This is a genomic window from Nocardia sp. NPDC050630 (genome assembly GCF_044457245.1).
Classification (GTDB): domain Bacteria; phylum Actinomycetota; class Actinomycetes; order Mycobacteriales; family Mycobacteriaceae; genus Nocardia.
Window position 1 is genome coordinate 1 of sequence record NZ_JBITGN010000040.1, and the last position, 16606, is coordinate 16606.

General features: G+C 65.7%; 14 protein-coding genes. 1 reads left to right on the top strand and 13 read right to left on the bottom strand.

Features of this window, described 5'->3' with window-relative positions; genetic code table 11:
• Window positions 1–131 precede the first annotated feature (131 nt).
• The 13 genes from ACIBG0_RS40880 to ACIBG0_RS40940 all read right to left on the bottom strand — a co-directional run bounded on the left by ACIBG0_RS40880 (window position 132) and on the right by ACIBG0_RS40940 (window position 15097).
• Window positions 132–767, bottom strand: a complete 636-nt coding sequence (locus ACIBG0_RS40880; protein ID WP_397040776.1) for a CocE/NonD family hydrolase C-terminal non-catalytic domain-containing protein — start codon at window positions 765–767, stop codon at window positions 132–134.
• Between the two features lie 13 nt (window positions 768–780).
• On the bottom strand, window positions 781–1779 hold the full coding sequence (locus ACIBG0_RS40885) for a CocE/NonD family hydrolase (protein ID WP_397040778.1): 999 nt from the start codon (window positions 1777–1779) through the stop codon (window positions 781–783).
• 47 nt (window positions 1780–1826) lie between these two features.
• Window positions 1827–2885 (bottom strand): alpha/beta hydrolase family esterase, encoded by a 1059-nt coding sequence (locus ACIBG0_RS40890; RefSeq protein WP_397040780.1) that lies wholly within the window; start codon window positions 2883–2885, stop codon window positions 1827–1829.
• A gap of 97 nt (window positions 2886–2982) precedes the next feature.
• Window positions 2983–3525 (bottom strand): hypothetical protein, encoded by a 543-nt coding sequence (locus ACIBG0_RS40895; protein WP_397040782.1) that lies wholly within the window; start codon window positions 3523–3525, stop codon window positions 2983–2985.
• A gap of 362 nt (window positions 3526–3887) precedes the next feature.
• Window positions 3888–5303: an aldehyde dehydrogenase family protein gene (locus ACIBG0_RS40900; RefSeq protein ID WP_397040784.1), complete on the bottom strand. Its 1416-nt coding sequence runs from the start codon at window positions 5301–5303 to the stop codon at window positions 3888–3890.
• 136 nt (window positions 5304–5439) lie between these two features.
• A complete protein-coding gene (locus tag ACIBG0_RS40905; protein WP_397040786.1) occupies window positions 5440–6654 on the bottom strand; it encodes an iron-containing alcohol dehydrogenase in 1215 nt (404 codons plus the stop codon).
• A gap of 155 nt (window positions 6655–6809) precedes the next feature.
• Window positions 6810–7229: a Zn-ribbon domain-containing OB-fold protein gene (locus ACIBG0_RS40910; RefSeq protein ID WP_397040788.1), complete on the bottom strand. Its 420-nt coding sequence runs from the start codon at window positions 7227–7229 to the stop codon at window positions 6810–6812.
• Between the two features lie 27 nt (window positions 7230–7256).
• The gene (locus ACIBG0_RS40915) at window positions 7257–8408 is read right to left on the bottom strand and encodes a thiolase C-terminal domain-containing protein (RefSeq protein WP_397040790.1); all 1152 of its coding nucleotides are present in this window, start codon (window positions 8406–8408) and stop codon (window positions 7257–7259) included.
• Between the two features lie 40 nt (window positions 8409–8448).
• The gene (locus ACIBG0_RS40920; RefSeq protein ID WP_397040792.1) at window positions 8449–9273 is read right to left on the bottom strand and encodes an enoyl-CoA hydratase/isomerase family protein; all 825 of its coding nucleotides are present in this window, start codon (window positions 9271–9273) and stop codon (window positions 8449–8451) included.
• Window positions 9274–9768: 495 nt separating this feature from the next.
• Window positions 9769–11292: an aldehyde dehydrogenase gene (locus tag ACIBG0_RS40925; RefSeq protein WP_397040794.1), complete on the bottom strand. Its 1524-nt coding sequence runs from the start codon at window positions 11290–11292 to the stop codon at window positions 9769–9771.
• A gap of 652 nt (window positions 11293–11944) precedes the next feature.
• Window positions 11945–12556 (bottom strand): GntR family transcriptional regulator, encoded by a 612-nt coding sequence (locus tag ACIBG0_RS40930; RefSeq protein ID WP_397040796.1) that lies wholly within the window; start codon window positions 12554–12556, stop codon window positions 11945–11947.
• A gap of 268 nt (window positions 12557–12824) precedes the next feature.
• The gene (locus ACIBG0_RS40935; RefSeq protein WP_397040798.1) at window positions 12825–13661 is read right to left on the bottom strand and encodes an SDR family oxidoreductase; all 837 of its coding nucleotides are present in this window, start codon (window positions 13659–13661) and stop codon (window positions 12825–12827) included.
• A gap of 188 nt (window positions 13662–13849) precedes the next feature.
• Window positions 13850–15097, bottom strand: a complete 1248-nt coding sequence (locus ACIBG0_RS40940) for a cytochrome P450 (RefSeq protein WP_397040800.1) — start codon at window positions 15095–15097, stop codon at window positions 13850–13852.
• A 182-nt stretch (window positions 15098–15279) separates the two neighbouring features.
• Here ACIBG0_RS40940 and ACIBG0_RS40945 point away from each other — a divergent pair, with 182 nt between their 5' ends.
• Window positions 15280–15951 (top strand): GntR family transcriptional regulator, encoded by a 672-nt coding sequence (locus ACIBG0_RS40945; protein ID WP_397040802.1) that lies wholly within the window; start codon window positions 15280–15282, stop codon window positions 15949–15951.
• Window positions 15952–16606: the final 655 nt, after the last annotated feature.

Below are 16606 nucleotides of genomic sequence, written 5' to 3' on the forward strand. Positions count from 1 at the left end.
CCCGTTCCTCCACCCACATAACCCGCGGGCGGGCGGGTGGTGGTTGGTGGGTTTGTTTTTGGGTGGGTGTTGTGTTGGTGTTGGGCGCCCAAAAAACCGCCCCCCCCCCCCCCCCCCCCGGCCCGATCCCATCACCCGACGTCGGCGAGGTTCAGCGCGATGCCGGACTTCGACTGCCCGCCGGACCTGACGGTGACGGTTCCGGCCGGAGCGTCGTGTACGACATTCGGCGAGGCGCTGGTGATCGTCAACTGCAGACGGTTGCCACGGCCGATTTCCCAGTAGTGGCTGGGGATTTCGAAGTGCAGCGGGTAGGAGCGACCGGGTACGACGGGTAGCGGATCGCGGTCGGAGTCCCGGTGGCTCGCCTTGAGGTAGCCCTTGGCGTCCGCCGCCATGCCGGCCGGACCGGGGATGGGGGTTACGGTGCCGTCGGGGGACACTTCCGCGAGGCTAGCCACCAGGTTGCCGTCCCAGGCCGAGAACGCGGTATCGAGGGTGACTTCGACCCGGCCGGTGATCACCCGTCGGTCCGTGTCGATCGGCTCGGAGGTGTAGGTCAGGCTCCCGCTCGTACCGTCGGCGCCGACCTCGTAGCTTTGCGCGCCTTCGGCCGGCACCGCGGAATCCGCTGTCAGTCCACCGGCAGCGGACAGCCGGAAGGTGGTCTTCTCGGATCCCGGTGCCGGCCACGCGGACAGTCCCCGCCATCCGGCCGCAGGGGATCCCGGGGCCGCCATCTGGTACGCGGTGACCTTCGGCGGCATGGGAGCCGACTTGTCACCGGTCAGCCAACCAGGCCAGCACGATCCCCTGGGGGTTGAAAGCGACGCCGTTCACCGGCACGCCGACATGGTTCCACGGTCCGTACAGCACGCGGAAGTCGTCCCGTTCGGCCAGTTCTTTGTAGGCGCCGTCGGCTCCGTTGGTGAAGAAGTCCTGCAGGCCGGCGATCGCGAGCGTCGGCACGGTGTAAACCTCGAGATCGACCGTCTGCTGCTCCCAGAAACGGTCATAGACCGGGTGCGCGGCCCACAGCGCGGTCATCCGGTCCGAACAGGTCGGTTCCCCGGTGGCCTGGGAGCAGGCTTGGGTCCACTGCCCCCGGGCGTCACCCTCGTTGGTGCGGATGCCACCTGGGGTACGCGAACTGGGTGTAGACGTTCGTGCCCCCATCATGGGGACTATGGCGGCGAGGTGCGGCGGTTTCTGCCGTCCGGCGACCAGCCAGGAGGTGATGGCACCGTAGCTCCCGCCGTACTGCCCGACCTTGCCGGTCGACCACTGCTGCGCCGCCAACCACTCGATCAGGTCGTAGTCGTCCTCTTGTTCCTGAGGCTGCCACGGAAAGAGGGGACCCGTGCTCTCCGGCGCCGGGCTCGCCCCGTTCCCGCCCTGGGCACCGCGGGTGTTGCACACGATCACGTTGTATCCCCTGGCCGCGAGCCACGAGGCCGTCCGTTCTCCGAGACGACGGCCATATCCGGTGTAGTCGCCGACGATTCCCGGGAACCGCCCCGCCCTCGGCGCTCCCCCTTCCTGACCGGGACGGTAGAGGTCGCAGGTGAGCCGGTACCCGTCGCGCATCGGGACCAGCAGGTCCGCGGTGCGATGCACCTTGTAGTGCTCGGGGCGTTGGTAGTTCGGCAACGCCGCTGTGTCGCCCTGCTCGGTGCCGGGCGGCGCCTCCCGGGAGCCACATCCGGCAGATGCCACCGATGCGGCAAGGACGACCACGGCCGCCAGGCGGCGCCAGGTCGCGCGTGCGGGGGTTGACACGGAAACCTCCAGCAAGGTCGTCTGTTCGAACTGGGTTGTGCGCGTTGTCAGTTCGGTTGACAAGCCGTATTGCCACCCGAGAGCGTGAAGTTCCGGAAGAAGCGCCACGATGCCTCAGCCGCACTGGGACCCTTCGGATCGGTGAACCGTGCGAACTCCGGGTCGGCCGACCCGCCCGACCAGTAGTGCCCCATGCGGTCCACCACCCATCGCTCGGCGATCTGACAGCCGTCGCTGCCCCGGGCCACCATCGTGGTCCAGGAGTGGCCGTCCGGTATCTGGCCGTTCGTTGTCGAGGCCGGGTCGTCCCGGAAGGTGTCGCCGTTCGGTGCGGGCTTCAGGAGGTTGTTCGTGGCGAGCCACTCGATGTACGCGAGGCGGGCACAACCGCCGACCTGAGGGGCCTCACCGAGGTCGTCGTCCGTCCCGCCGATGGTGAAAACCGGCATCACACGAGCCCGATCCCCCATCTGCGCGACGGCGCGCGGGGCGTTGACGGGGGCGAACGCGTCCGGCGAATGTCCGCACGTGATGAAGTCCGTCCCGTAGCCGCCTCCCGCGTCCAGGCCGATGGCCGCGTACAGGTCGGGATAGGCCGCGCCGCCCGCGCTCGTCTGGAAGGCGCCCGACGACATGCCCGCGAGGTACACGCGGTCAGTGTCCGCGTGGTAGTCGGAGATGACCTCGCGGGTGATCCCGGCGACGATGTCCGCGTCGCCGCCACCACCTCGGGTGATGTCCGCAGGAAGGCCTACGACGGCCTTCCAGCACTGTTCGCCGTTGTCGGGATACGCGACGAGGAACCGCTGGCGGTCCGCGAGCTGGTTGAGCAGGCTGGCGCCCATCATCTGTTCAGCCGTGGTGCCGCAGCCGTGCACCATCACATACACCGGAAGCCGCTCGGATGGTTTCCAATCCCGGGGCACGTAGACCAGGTAGTCGTTGCCCCCGGCCTGCGACCGGTAGATCCGGTGATCGACGCGGCCCGGGCCGCCCGCCGTGTGCACCGGGTCGGCAGAACTGACGGGCGCCGCGCTTACCAGTGCGACAAGTCCCGCGAGGGCGAAAAGTGCGCACAGCCACGCGCGTTCGGCGTTTCTAGCCACAGCGAAATGCTCCTAGGTTCAGACGGACAACGAGCTACGGCTGTTTGAAAGAGCAGAACGGGTGAGTCGGCTGTACCCGGGCTCACCCGTCAGCGCATTACTTGGTCAGCGGGAGTCTGAGGGTGGTCGGGACGAGCGTGTCGCCGGCCGATATCTCGAATGTTGTCGGCTGGTCGGGATCACGGCGAACCGTGACGACGGCCAGACCCTTGTCGTCGGTGTAGACATCCGCGCCGCCGGAGGTCTTGATGAGCGCCCCCTTGACCGGCTGGGTGTCGACGTCGGCCTCGTTCGCGCCGACGCCGGTGACACTCGCCGTGACCTTGATCGTGTACTTGCCCGAGCCGGAGCTTTCGGCGGTCGCCTCGAGTTCGGGCACTGTGGGCAGCTGCTCGGGGCATGAGCCCTTCGTCTGCAGCCAGGTCGGCGGGCCGGTGCGGGACGTGCCGTCATAGGTGACGGTGGCATTGCCCTCGTATGTCGGGAAGTCCTCTGGGGCAACACCTTTGACGATGCGGAGGTCCTTGTCGAATCGGCCGGTGCGCTCTCCGGTCATCACCAGGTGCGTGACCTCCTGGATGTCGGAGAGGCCGGGGGCTTTGATATTCACCACGGCCGGCCATGCCGACGCCTTTTTCATGATGCGCGGCGGACATGTGCGTGTGGTGGGCGTTCCTCGTGAACTTGTCTACAGCCTCCACGGCACATCGCTGCCTCCCGCACTGGTGCCCGTGTCTCCCGATCGCCCACAAGGTCGCAGTGGCGTTGCGGATAGTCAGCTCCGTCGGTCTGCCGCCGCGCAACTGCGACCACCGAGAAGCATTCGAGCGCTACGAACATCGCGGATAAACCGAGCAAAACCTGGCCGCGTCGAGTTCTCACATTTTCTCGTCAACAAGTGACAAGGCCCCCGGAGCCGGGATTTCTCCGGCTCCGGGGTCTCCTCCGAAAATTACTACGCCCGATGCGCCCGGTCAGCGGCGGGCATCGTCTTCTGGCCGCTCAGCGCTGGACGGCCTTGGTCTCCAGGAACTCCTCGAGGCCGTAGCGGCCGAACTCGCGACCGTTGCCCGACTGCTTGTAGCCGCCGAACGGGGCCAGCACGTTGAACTGGCCGTCGTTCACCGACACCTGGCCGGTACGCAACTTTCGTGCGATTCGGAGCGCTTGGTCGGGATCGCCGAATACGGCACCGGACAGGCCGTAGACGGTGTTGTTCGCGATCTCCACGGCCTCCGCCTCGGAGCCGTAGGGGATCACCGACAGCACCGGGCCGAAGATCTCCTCCTGCGCGATCACGCTGTAGGAGTCGACATCGGCGAAGATCGTCGGCTGCACGTAGGCGCCCTTGCCGAGCCCGGACACCGGCGACGGGCCGCCGAGGGCGAGCCTGGCGCCGTCCGCGATGCCCCGCTCGATGTAACCGGTGACCCGCTGCCGCTGGAGCTCCGACGACATCGGCCCGATGACCGTTGCCTCGTCGGTCGGGTTTCCGACCGGATGGGCGGCCGCCGCAGCTACGAGTGCCTCCACCATCCGGTCGTGGTGCGCGGCGGGCACGAGCATCCGTGTCCATGCCGCACAGGTCTGCCCGCTGTTGAGCCAAGCGCCAGCCAGGCCCGCCCGCGCGGCCTCCTCGATGTCGGCGGAGGCGAGCACGACCGACGCGGACTTGCCACCCAGCTCCAGCGCGACCCGCTTCACAGTGTCCGAGGCGACGACGGAGACGCGCTTGCCCGCCGCGGTCGAGCCGGTGAACGACACCATGTCGACACCGGGGTGGCGGGCGATCGCTTCGCCGACCTGTGCGCCGGTGCCGTGCACGATATTGAGAACTCCGGCGGGGAGACCGGCCTCCACGACGACCTCGGCGAGGATTTCCGCGGTCAGCGGCGCGACCTCGCTCGGTTTGACCACGACGGTATTGCCCGCGACGATCGCGGGCGCCACCTTCGCGACGATCTGGTGCAGCGGGAAGTTCCACGGTGTGATCGCACCGACGACCCCGATGGGCTCCCGGATGACGAGGGAGTTGCCGATCTCCTCCTCCCAGGCGAAATCCCGTGCGATGGCCGCGAACGTGGCCGACACGGCGACCGGGAACGCGGCCTGCACCGCCCGCGAGAACGCGATCGGCGACCCCATCTCCGCGGTTACGGACTGTGCGATCCGTTCGACGCGGGCGCTGAAGCCCTCCGAGATCCGTTCCACGATCTTCGCCCGATCCACCAGCGAGGTGGCCGACCAGGCCGGGAACGCGGCCTGCGCCGCACGCACTGCCGCGTCGACGTCTTCGGCGGTCCCAACGGGCACGGTGCCGATTACAGCACCCGTCGCCGGGTTCACCACCTCGATCCGTTCTCCGCTGGACGGTATGGGCCGCCCGTCGATCCAATGTGTAGCCCAGTCACCACTCATCGTTCTTGCCTTCCTCTGTTCTCGCGGCCCTTGCCGTGTGAAGACTATTCCGACCCGAGTCGACGGGTGGCCGACCATCGTGTCGACAGGTCTGGATCCAGATGTGAGTCCCGGGGCGACGCCCGCGGGGGGATGCCTATTCCACGACGCTGGCCAAAATGGCCAGGATGTCGTCCGCGGTGGCGATGGGACGCATGTTGTGCAGCGTCACGTACGGATGCGCGAGCGCGAGCGGCACCACCTCATGAATCGTGGTGGGATCGATCCCGATCTCGCGCAGGGACGTGGGGAGGCCGATTTCCCGCAGCAGGTCGTAGAGGATCACGTCGAGGGTCTCCCCCGGCCGTCCCATCGCCGCGGCCACGTCCGCGAGGCGGGGATCGTTGTGCTCGCGCCACCATCGCGCCTGGGCGAGCATCATGACGCATGCCGTCTCGCTGTGTCCGATGTTGGCCCATGGCGCTAGCACATGGACCATGAAGTGGCTGAAGCCGTGCGGGACCGACATCTGGCAGACCCCGCCGAGCCAGGAGGCTCGCTGCAGCATCGGCAGCGCGATGTCCGCATCCCCTTTGGCCAGCAACGGGATCGCGGTGTGGAAGTGGGTGATCGCCTGCAGCGCGAGCACTGTGCACAGGTCGACGGGCGACGTCGAGCACACCGTGTTGATCGAGTGGTCCAGGCCCCGGATCGCGGTGACCAGCGCCAGCCGAACGGGAGTGTGCCGCACGACATTCGGATCGTAGAGGATCGCGCGGCCCACTCCGTCCGGAATGCGGAGGGTGATCTTCTTGCCGGTCTCGTCGTCCACCGGGGTACCCGCCGGTGTCCACTCCGGGAGCGAGAAGGTAGTCGGTATGGTGATCTGCCGAAGCTCCGGGCGCTGGTTGAGCTTCGGTTCCTGATCCACGCGCAGGGCGCGGAAATCATCCCGGGTGTGTACGCCCTCGGTCACTCCGAGCTGGACGAACTTGCCGAAGTCCATGACCGACCCGCCGCCGATGCACACCAGTACGTCCGCATTCGCTTCCCGCACTTCGGAAATCGCGGCGATCACATTGCTCAGCGGGGCGTGCTCACCTACGCGGTCGCTGCGCCCGACCAGCTTCGTTCGGAGCGATTCCGCGATCCGGTCGACTATGTCCGTGGTCCGGTTGAGCGTGCGGGAGCTGAACACGAACGGCCGCTGGTAGCCGTACTTCTCACACAGCGCGGCCACGTCCTGGGTGACGTCCGCGCCGAAACGAACCTCCTCGACGCCGTCCGGGAAGTGGTAGCGCTGAACCCCGCTCGGCTCGGCGGGAAAGTAGGCGCGCTCGGCCCGGACCCTCTCATCTGCGGGAACGGTCATTGTCACCCTTTCTTATTCGCCCGGGGCACGGGCCCGACAGCTGACCAGCGGTCACTGTCCAAATTCGTATTACGGTATCTCGTATTTTGTATGACAGTCAATATCGGGATGGAACTCCCGCAGATCGGATACACCGGCCTTGGCCGTACGAGATCTCAAATCAGGCGGAACTTGGGGATGGTGATCTCGGCGGTCACGGCATCGAAGACGACCTCGACCCGTCGCCCGATCTCAATCTCGTCGTTGGCCGCTCCGACCACATTGGCGGTCATCAGCGGTCCCTCGTCGAGTTCCACCCAGACGACGTTGTATGGCACGTCGTCCTTGTACGACGGCCAGTAGACCTGGTGCATGACGATCCGCGCGTAAATGGTCCCGGTACCCGCAGCGGGCACCCAATCGAAGTCCGCGGCCAGGCAGCCGGGGCAGAACCCGCTGCCCTGGTTCCACTTCGTGCCGCATTCGCGGCACTGCTGCAACAGCAGCTCACCGCGACGGGCGCCCTCCCAGAAGATGCCGTGCAGCCCTTCGGTATCGGGCAACGGCTTGGTGTAGTTCGTGTTCGGTGTGCTCATATCGGTTCCCTCCGCTGCAGGCGAGGCTCAGGCCTTCGAGAAGACGAGGCTGGTGGTGATCGGCGAGTAGCACATGTAATGCGCGTAGTCGCACTTCGGGACCTGGTTCGCCGACTCTCCCCGGACCTGGCGCACCAGCTCGGCCAGATGGTTCCAGCCCTGCATGTAACTCTCCGAGGTGTGCCCGCCGCTGGTATTGACCGGCAACTCTCCGCCCGCCTCGATCCGGCCGTCCTGCACGTACTCCCACCCGGAGCCGCGCTTGCAGTAACCGAACGCTTCGAGCGAGAACAGGATCGTCGGAGTGAAGTTGTCGTAGATCGAGGCGACATCGATATCGGCAGGGGTTAAACCCGACTCGGACCAGAGTCGGTCGGAGACATCCGTCGCCGACGCCCAAAAGTTGTCCGGGACTTGATAAGTCGCCGCCACCGTGGTGTTCGCGCCCATCGAGTCGATGAGGACCGGCGGCTTGCGCAGGTCCGCCGCGCGCTCGGCGGAGGTCATGATCATCGCGATCGCGCCGTCGTTGATCAGGCAATAGTCGAACAGCCGCAACGGCTCGGCGATGTACCGCGAGTTCATGTAGTCGTCGTAGGTCAGTTCCTTGCGCATGACCGCCAGCTCGTTGTTCATCGCGAACTTGCGGTTGCTGATCGCCAGTGGCGCCAGCGCGTCGTCGGGCACCCCGAACTCTTTGACGTAGCGGCTGTACGCGAGCGCCACGCCCGCACCCGGCGAGGTCATCCCATAGACCGACTCATAGCTGGTCAGCGGCCCGTAGGAGTAGTCACCGCCGTAGCGCGCCCCGGCCGATCGGCCATTGTTGCCGTACACCAGGGCAACGGTCTCGGCCATGCCACACGCGATCGCCATGGCCGCAGCCTGCATCGCCACGCCCGCCATGCGCCCGGCCGCCTCGTATTGGGTGACATGGCGCAGCTGTCCGGGGTCCAGGCCGAGCATCGAACCGAAGGTCTGATAGGACGGGATACGCATCAGGCACAGCCCGTCGATGTCGGACTTGGCGAGCCCGGCGTCATCGAGCGCCTGGCGCAACGCGGCGGCCCCGAGGTCCTCCGCGGACCGCTGCGCGTCCCGCTGGCGGTACATGTCCCCGAAGTTCGAACTCCCCAGGCCGACGATCGCCGCCTTGCCCCTGATCACGTCGTTATTCACGTGCAGCACTCCTGTCGAAATCTGTTGTGGCCCACCAGGATCAGGCGCCCTGGCCCGATCCGCGCTGTCCCGCGGCGAAACCGTCGAGGCCCGTCCCGAAGGCGACCCCCTGTTCCTTGCTCACGATCGAGCTGGTGTAGGTCGAGTAGTCCAGTGCGTCCTCCCAATCGAGGCTCTGCAGCTGGTGGTAGGCCTTCTTGCCCCAGTCCAGGGCGATCGAGTCGAAACTCGCGACGTGCGCGGCGATTTCGCATGCCCGCTGCAGCAGCAGGTCGTCCGGCACGACCTCGTTGACCAGACCCATCCGGAACGCCGTCGCGGCGTCGATCCGCTGCGCGGTGAAGATGATCTCAGCCGCGTGCTTGGGCAGCACCCGCTTGATCATCGCTGGGCCCGCCTGAGTGGGCCACGCGCCGAATCCGATCTCCGGGGTGCCGATGGTCGCCGACTCGGCAGCCACGGCCAACTCGCAATTGTTGATCAGCGTCGACCCTCCACCCAGCGCGAACCCGTTCACGGCGGCGATGAAGATCGCCGGATGGGCGCGCAGCTCAGCCTGGCATTGCGACCAGGTCAGCAGGCTCTGGCTGGGCTGGCGGTTGGCCGGACGTGGCGCGTTGCGCGCCTCGACGAGGTCCACCCCCGCACAGAACGACGGACCGGTGCCCGTCAACACCACAGCCTTCTTGTCGACGGTCTCGGCGAGGGCCGCGCGGAAACGGCGCTGGGCCGCAGAACTCATGGCGTTCCGCTTTTCCGGTCGGTTGATCGTCAGCACGGCGTAGTCGCCGCGGTCCTCGACGAGAACCAGATCCCGCTCAGGTGTCTGCGGCTTCGTGGCACTGGTCTCTGGGCTCATTGTCATGGGCGATGCCTGTTCTCGGATATGGCGTGCAGGATGCGGCGGTGGATCCGACGGCCCGAGTCGGATAGAGCTCGCAGGCCTTCGGTGAGCCCATGTCGGCTCGGATCCGCGACCGCCTGAAGGTCATTGTATGTTTGTATGACGATACTATATATGACCAGAATCCTTCGTAGTCAACCGGCATATGGGACCTCAGAAGCTCCACGCGCAGCGCGTGTAATCGAACTGACGAGGATCGCCCACGTCCGGAGCTACTGGGATCCCGGTGAATTGATTCCGCCCGTACCTGCGAAGAAGTCAATTGCGTGGCAATGCAATAGAACTCGGACGGGCGAGACACTTCCCATGCGGCCGCACTATGTCCGGCCCCGAAGGCGCGCGGACACATTGACAGTCTGGCAACTGGAAGCCGATCGTTGGTCCGTATCGAGGGCCGCCGGCGCTGCAACGGCGGCAGGGCATGACATTCGCGCGCCCTGCCGTCCGCGTCTACGCTCAGCGCCGCCCGAAGGTCTGGCGGTTGCCTTCGTCGATCCAGACCGACTTGACCTCGGTGTAGGCGTCGAGGGCGTTGGTCCCGAGCTCGCGTCCGAGTCCGCTCTGCTTGAAACCGCCGAACGGCATCGCGTAGTGGACGACGCGGTAAGCGTTCACCCAGACCGTTCCCGCGCGCAGGCGCTTGACCATTCGATGCGCTCGGGCGACATCCTTGGTCCAGACCGCAGCGGCGAGACCGAACTCGATGTCGTTCGCGAGTCGCGTCGCCTCGTCTTCTCCCGAAAAGCGAACGATGCTCGCGACCGGCCCGAAGATCTCCTCCTGGGCGAGCCGCGACGAGTTGTCGACACCGGCGAGAACCGTGGGCTGGACGAACAGGCCACGCTGGGTCTCAGGAGACGAGGAATCCCGGACCCCGCCGGCAGTGACCTTGGCGCCCTCGTCCTGGCCGATCTGGATGTACTGCAGGACCCGATCGAACTGGTTGCGGCAGGCCAGCGGCCCCACATCGGTAGTCGGGTCGAGCGGATCCCCCAGGATCAGCTTGCTCGCAGCCTCGGACAGCCGCTCGACGAACTCGTCGTACACGGAATCCTCGACGAGAACTCGGGAGCCTGCCATGCAGGTTTGGCCGGTCGCGGCGAAGATTCCACCCATGACCCCGTGCACGGCATTGTCCAGGTCGGCATCGCCGAACACGATATTCGGCGACTTCCCACCGAGCTCGAGCGTGACCCGGCCGATGCGGGGCTGCGCAGCGGCCAGCATCGCCTTCCCGGCACCGGTCGAGCCAGTGAACGCGATCTTGTCGACATCAGGGTGACCGGCCAGCGCCGCTCCCGTCGGCTGTCCGAACCCCGTCACCACATTCACCACGCCCGCCGGAAAACCAGCCTCCATACAGAGCTCGGCCAGGCGCAGCGTTGAGGTCGGCGTCACCTCCGACGGCTTGATGACCACCGTGCAACCTGCGGCCAAGGCCGGGAACAGCTTCCAGGAGAGCAGGGTCAGCGGCGAGTTCCACGGAGTGATGGCCGCGACAACTCCAACGGGTTCCCGAACTGTGTAGGCGGTGTATCCAGGCACACCCTGCATGGACGTGCCGCCCATCGTCTCGGCGAGCCCCGCGACGAACCGGGCGTGCATGGCCATCCCATGCGCGGTCGCGGTCATCTCGCCGATCAGTTTCCCATTCTCGTGAATCTGGACACTGGCCAGTTCATCCGCGTGCTGATCGATTAGGTCCGCGAGTCGGCGGAGCATCCCGGCACGCACAACAGCGGGCGTCTGCGGCCAGCCACCCTCGTCGAACGCGCGTCGGGCCGCGCGAACGGCGCCGTCCACGTCCTCGACGGTCGCGACCGGCACCCGCCCCCAGGGCTGGTTCTCGTAGGGATCGACGCAGGTGAACGTATCCCTATCACCCGGGCCAACCCACTCTCCGTCGATGAGCATCGCGTAATCGCGGTCCGTCTCGACAGGGAACCGGGGGGCGACAGTTGTCCCGGCGCTTTCGGTCATCTCACACCATTCCTTCGCTCAAGAGTTGTATTCGAGGGGCGTGGCGAGACTCAGCCACCTCGCTGCTTTCGGAATATGGACCGGGGCGAACAGCCCTCGGCGACCTATACGCGACATAGTGCGTTTCAAGTCACATACCGAAGTTTGTATGACCGTATCCCGTATCACGGCGTGTGTCAACGAAGTCGCCTGGTCCCCCTACCGCATGAGACCGACCGGTGGTGATACTCGATAGCCGCCGCCTGACGACTCGCACCGCCCCATGTACAGACCCGGCAGAGTGGATGCTGCCACCATCCAAACCTCTCGCGGCTGCCACCCAACTTCGGCCGATCCGAGGGCACCGAATTGCCCGAAAGAACCGCGCACAGCTCTCCACCCTGGACAATTCAATTAGTTAGGTTCGAAGATCGAATTCGGAGTCCGAGCAGGGAAGGGCACCAGGCACACCCCTGAATTGCGCCAGTGAAACGCTGCGGTGACGTCCGTAATAGCCCGCGACCACTGGACCCGCGCATCACAACCGCAAGCGTGGATATCGGGGCACCAACGCACAACCACGAGCCATCCCCAATGCAACCCTGGTGCCCAAAGCTGTTACATCACGTGACAACTCTCGGAACTGGCCGAGGTTCTTGGAATGACGACGCGCTTACTTCGCTTGGGCAGCACGGACTGCCTCTAGCCCGGCTGCCCTCGCCGCAAGCACATGGCTGCGTGCACTTGCGGCGGCGGCACGCGCGTCCCGTTCCTGAATCAGGCGCGTGACCTCGGAAATCTCTTTTACATTGGCTTCGGCGCGCCCTGGGATGGTCAGCGACAGCCTGCGGATTGCGTGGATTCGTGCCTCGATCGACCCGAACATCTGCTTCATGATCGAGTTGGCCGCACCATCGAGCAGAACCCGATAGAAGCGCCGACTGCTGTGCAGCTGGGCATCGTCGTCATCGGGCTGAGGCTTCAGCGCGTCCACCAGCTGCTGCACTTGCTCGTCCGAGGCGTTGCGGACGAACAGGTCGACGGCGGCGGGTTCGAGCGCTGCACGTATGTCGTAGAGCTCGGCTACAACGGACTCCGACAGCACCGCCACCTGTAGTCCGCGCGACTCGGAGGTTTCGACGAGCCCTTCCGTCTGGAGGGCGCGCAGCGCCTCGCGCAGTGATGTCCGGCTCACGCCGGTGAGTTCACCGAGCTCCCGCTCGGTCAGCCTTCTTCCCGGCTTCAGGTCACCACGGAGGATCGCCTCGCGCACCTTGTCGGTCACCCTGTCCCTGAGTAGGCGTTCCGTGCGTTCGATGCGGAGCCCGAGATGCTCTTGGGTCACGTGGCGCCTCCCGATCAATTCTTCCCTACGCTTCCTAGCCAAAGGTATCGGAACATCAGGTCGGCTTTGCCGCGGCCAGCGAGATGTCGTCCCAGTGGTGGACCGACGTCCTGGCTCGCCGTTACCGCGGTGGCCAACAGTGGGCGCTCGGAGTTCGCCGCGCAGCTTGGGCCGGTGCAGACACACATCGACTACACCGGCACTCACCTCAATCCGAGTCGTGACCGTTGGCCTCGAGCGATACCGGCTCCCACGTCTTCCAAGTGTCGAGACGTGTCTGGTAGAGACCGGGCACAACAATCGTCGGCATCAGTCCGAAGAGGACACGCAGCGGCGGCTCTTCCGCGTCGACCAGCTTCAGGAGGGCGGGCCCTGCCGCAGCGGGTTCTCCGGTGAACTCGGCGGGCAGACCTTTCTGCTGCTCGATGAATTCCGTACGCAGGGCGTCGTACTGCGGCTGCGGCTCGGCGCGCACGGCCGAGCTACCCGCCCAGTCGGTGCTGAACCCACCTGGCTCGATGAGCGTCACCGATATGCCGAATTGGGCGACCTCTTGAGCGAGCGACTCCGAGAGCCCCTCCAGCGCCCACTTGGAGGCGTGGTAGCCACCGAGGGTGGGGAATGCCGCGATCCCGCCGACCGTCGAGATCTGCACGATGTGGCCCGAGCCCTGCTCCCGCAGGATCGGCAGGACGGCCTGCGTCACATGGAAGACGCCGAAGAGGTTGACCTCGAGCTGGTCCCGCAGTTGCTGCTCGGTGATCTCCTCGACCGTGCCGAACAGCCCATAGCCCGCGTTGTTCACGACGATGTCCAGCCTGCCCAGCCGCTCGTGCGCGGTTGCCACCGCGGTGCCGACGGCGGCGCGGTCGGTGACGTCCAGGGACAACGGAACGATTGCGTCCCCGTAGGTGTCTACGAGGTCCTTCAGGGCCTCGGTGTTCCGGGCGGTAGCCGCCACCCGATCACCACGCGACAGCGCGGCAATCGTGAACTCGCGGCCGAAGCCACGTCCGGCACCGGTGATGAACCAGGTCTTGCTCATGCTCGATTCTTTCTGTGTTGGCGGTGCCGCCGTATGCCCAAACGGTCACCAGATGACCCCATGACAGGCGGCAGGCTACCCGGCAACGATCGCGAGCTAGGGCCTGGAGCGTCTGCTGAGAACGAGGTCGATACGAGTGAACGGGTTCCCGCCTCCCGCTCCGGCGCGGAAGGCGGAGGAATCCGTACCTAGACCCGGCGCACCGGGAGTGCGGTCAGGAGGTTGATGTAGTTGGACCAGCCGCGGCGCGGTTCACCCGCGAGCTCAAGCCGCACCCCGCGGGCCCGCAGCTCCTCCCAGAGAATTGTCAGCTCCAGCTTTGCCAGGTGGGCACCGAGGCAGCGATGTACGCCAGTACCGAAGGACAGCAGGTCCGTCTCGGGACGCCACGGATTGAACCGGTCGGGATCGGAGAAGACCGCCGGATCACGGTTCGCAGCGACGTAGTAGAGAACCATCACGTCGTCCTTGCGGATCTGCTCCCCGGCGAAGGTCAGGTCGCGGGTGGCGGTCCGGGCCATCTCGTAGACCGGGGTGACGACCCGGAGGTACTCGTCGATCGCGCGCCCTGTCTCGCCACTGGCAACGGCCTTGTCGGTGAGAGCCGCAACCTCCGGATCCTGCAGATACATCCGCATCGACTGAGCGATCGTCGTGTGCGTGGTCTCGTAGCCCGCAGCGATCATGACGAACATCCACTGCAGATACTCCGCCTGGTTGATTTCGCCACGCTCGACACACCGGCTCAGCTCGGTGAACATATCGTCCGCCGGGTTAGCCAGCTTGACCTCCTGCATCTTGGCGGCGTACTCCGTGAGCTTCGTCATCAGCGGGATCACACGGTCGGCCGTACCCTCCCCCTCCTCGAGCCCCTCGAAGTGCTGCGCTACGTCGAAGAACTCCGTCACCAGCTCAACGAGGTACTCGCGGTCCTGTAGTGGAGCGCCGAGCACCGTGGCAATCACATATGCGGGAATCGTGCGGGCGAACTCCTGGACCCAGTCGAATTCGGACCTGCCCTCGACCGCGTCGATCACCTGCGTAATTACCTCCCGGACCCACGGCTCGAAGTTCGCGACGATCCGCGGGGCGAACCCTTTCGCTGCCGCGCGACGCAAGTAGCTGTGCCGCGGAGGGTCGGTGCACATGATCATGTCCACCGATGGGTGGTCGGGCGAGAGGTTCGTGTAGGGGAACGAAGGTCCTCCGGTGGAGGTGAACGTGGCTGGATCCTTCTCGATCGCGACGATGTCGGCGAACCGGGTCACCGCCCAGAACCCGCCGTTCTTGTTGGCGATCTTCGTAGGGACCCAGTGCAGACCTGGTCGGCGCTGGATCTCGGCGAAGGCGGCGTAGGGGACCGCCTCGGCAAAGGTGGCCGGGTCACTGAAGTCCGGAATAGAGATGTTGCCCGTTTGCTCATAGGTCAACGACATAAGTGCTCCTTTGCAGAGTGTGACGGCGCTCTCATCGGGCGGCCTTTTGTAGTATTGGACTACGTCATACAAACTCTGTCAACATCCGCAGGCGGCTACCACATCACCGAATGCCACGAAGACGTCGACATCTGTGGCCCTGTATGATGTGTCGGTCATACAAAAACCAAGGAGGGGTCTCAGTGGCAGACGGCGATCATGGACTCCTAGTCGAGCGTCCAGACCGGTTGCTGCGGGATCGGGTCACCGACGCAGTCCGCGAGGCCATCACACGCGGCGACCTGGAACCAGGTCGACGGCTCACCGAACGGGAGCTCGGTGAACTGACTGGAGTGAGCAGGACGTCCCTGCGCGAGGCTCTTCGAAGTCTGCAGGCAGAAGGGCTCGTCGAGCGGTCCGGGGCACGCGGTCTGCAGGTCGCCGTACTGACTCCGGCGGTCGTCAGCGAGCTGTACGACGTGCGAGCGCCCCTCGAGGCCGCCGCCGTGGAGCTGTGCGTACGAAATGCGTCAGACGACCAGATAGCGGCCCTGCGCGCCGCGATGGCGCTGCCCGGTTCCGGCGAGCTCGACGATCAACTCGCCGCCACTAGAAAATTCTACGATCTGCTTCTCGACACGGCGGGCAATTCGATTCTTCAGCAGATGTTCGGATCGATCGAGGCGCGGATCCACGCCCTGCGTCGAGTCTCACTCCGCATCGGCGGCCGTGGCGAGGCCAGCCATCGGGAACTGCTGGAAATCGTCGATCTTATCGAGCAGCGCAATGGACCGGCGGCCGCCGAAGCAGCGCACGCGCATGTTCTCGCCGCGAAGGCTGCAGCATTGGCAGCACTGGGCCGCGAGGCTGCCTAGTGTCTCGATGATGCCGTCGCGGGTCGCTGCGCGACGGCAGCCAGGCAAGCCCAGTCCCACCCCACCTGGCCAACCCCATTAGAGCTGAAGCCTGCTATCCAAGGGACCTAGACCGCAAGCTGTCGCCCTACCGACTTGCTCTCCAGAGACAAGATCAGCCGCCGTCACCTCCGCGCCGATTACGCCGTGTGATTCGTCAGCCCACCCCTAAGGCCCGCCCCGACGAAGTCGGCGCGACCGGATCTATCCATTCAGGTGCCGAAGCTTGCTGTCTGCCGATGAGCAGCAGCGCCCGGGGCGCACGACGCATCAACGCGGCCAGACTCGTTGCACAGATCCACGCGGTTTCGTCGCCCGCCGACCACGACCATGCCCGAAGACGCTTCCGGCAACAGGCGTTTCCGGCTACCCGAGCGCTGACCAAGCCCCACGCTCAAAGCTGCGCCCATCCCCAACTGACGGCAGCAGCGCCGGACACGACGCCACTGCGATCGTCGCAACTCCCACACCCAAAGAGGATTCAGCCGGTCTCACTACGCCGCACTCACCTTGGCGGCCAGGTCTGTGCCCTTTGGCGGCGCCGAGCAGTGAGATGGACGTATTGACGGACATACGACGTACGGGATACCGTCATACAAACAACCATGTGAAGCTT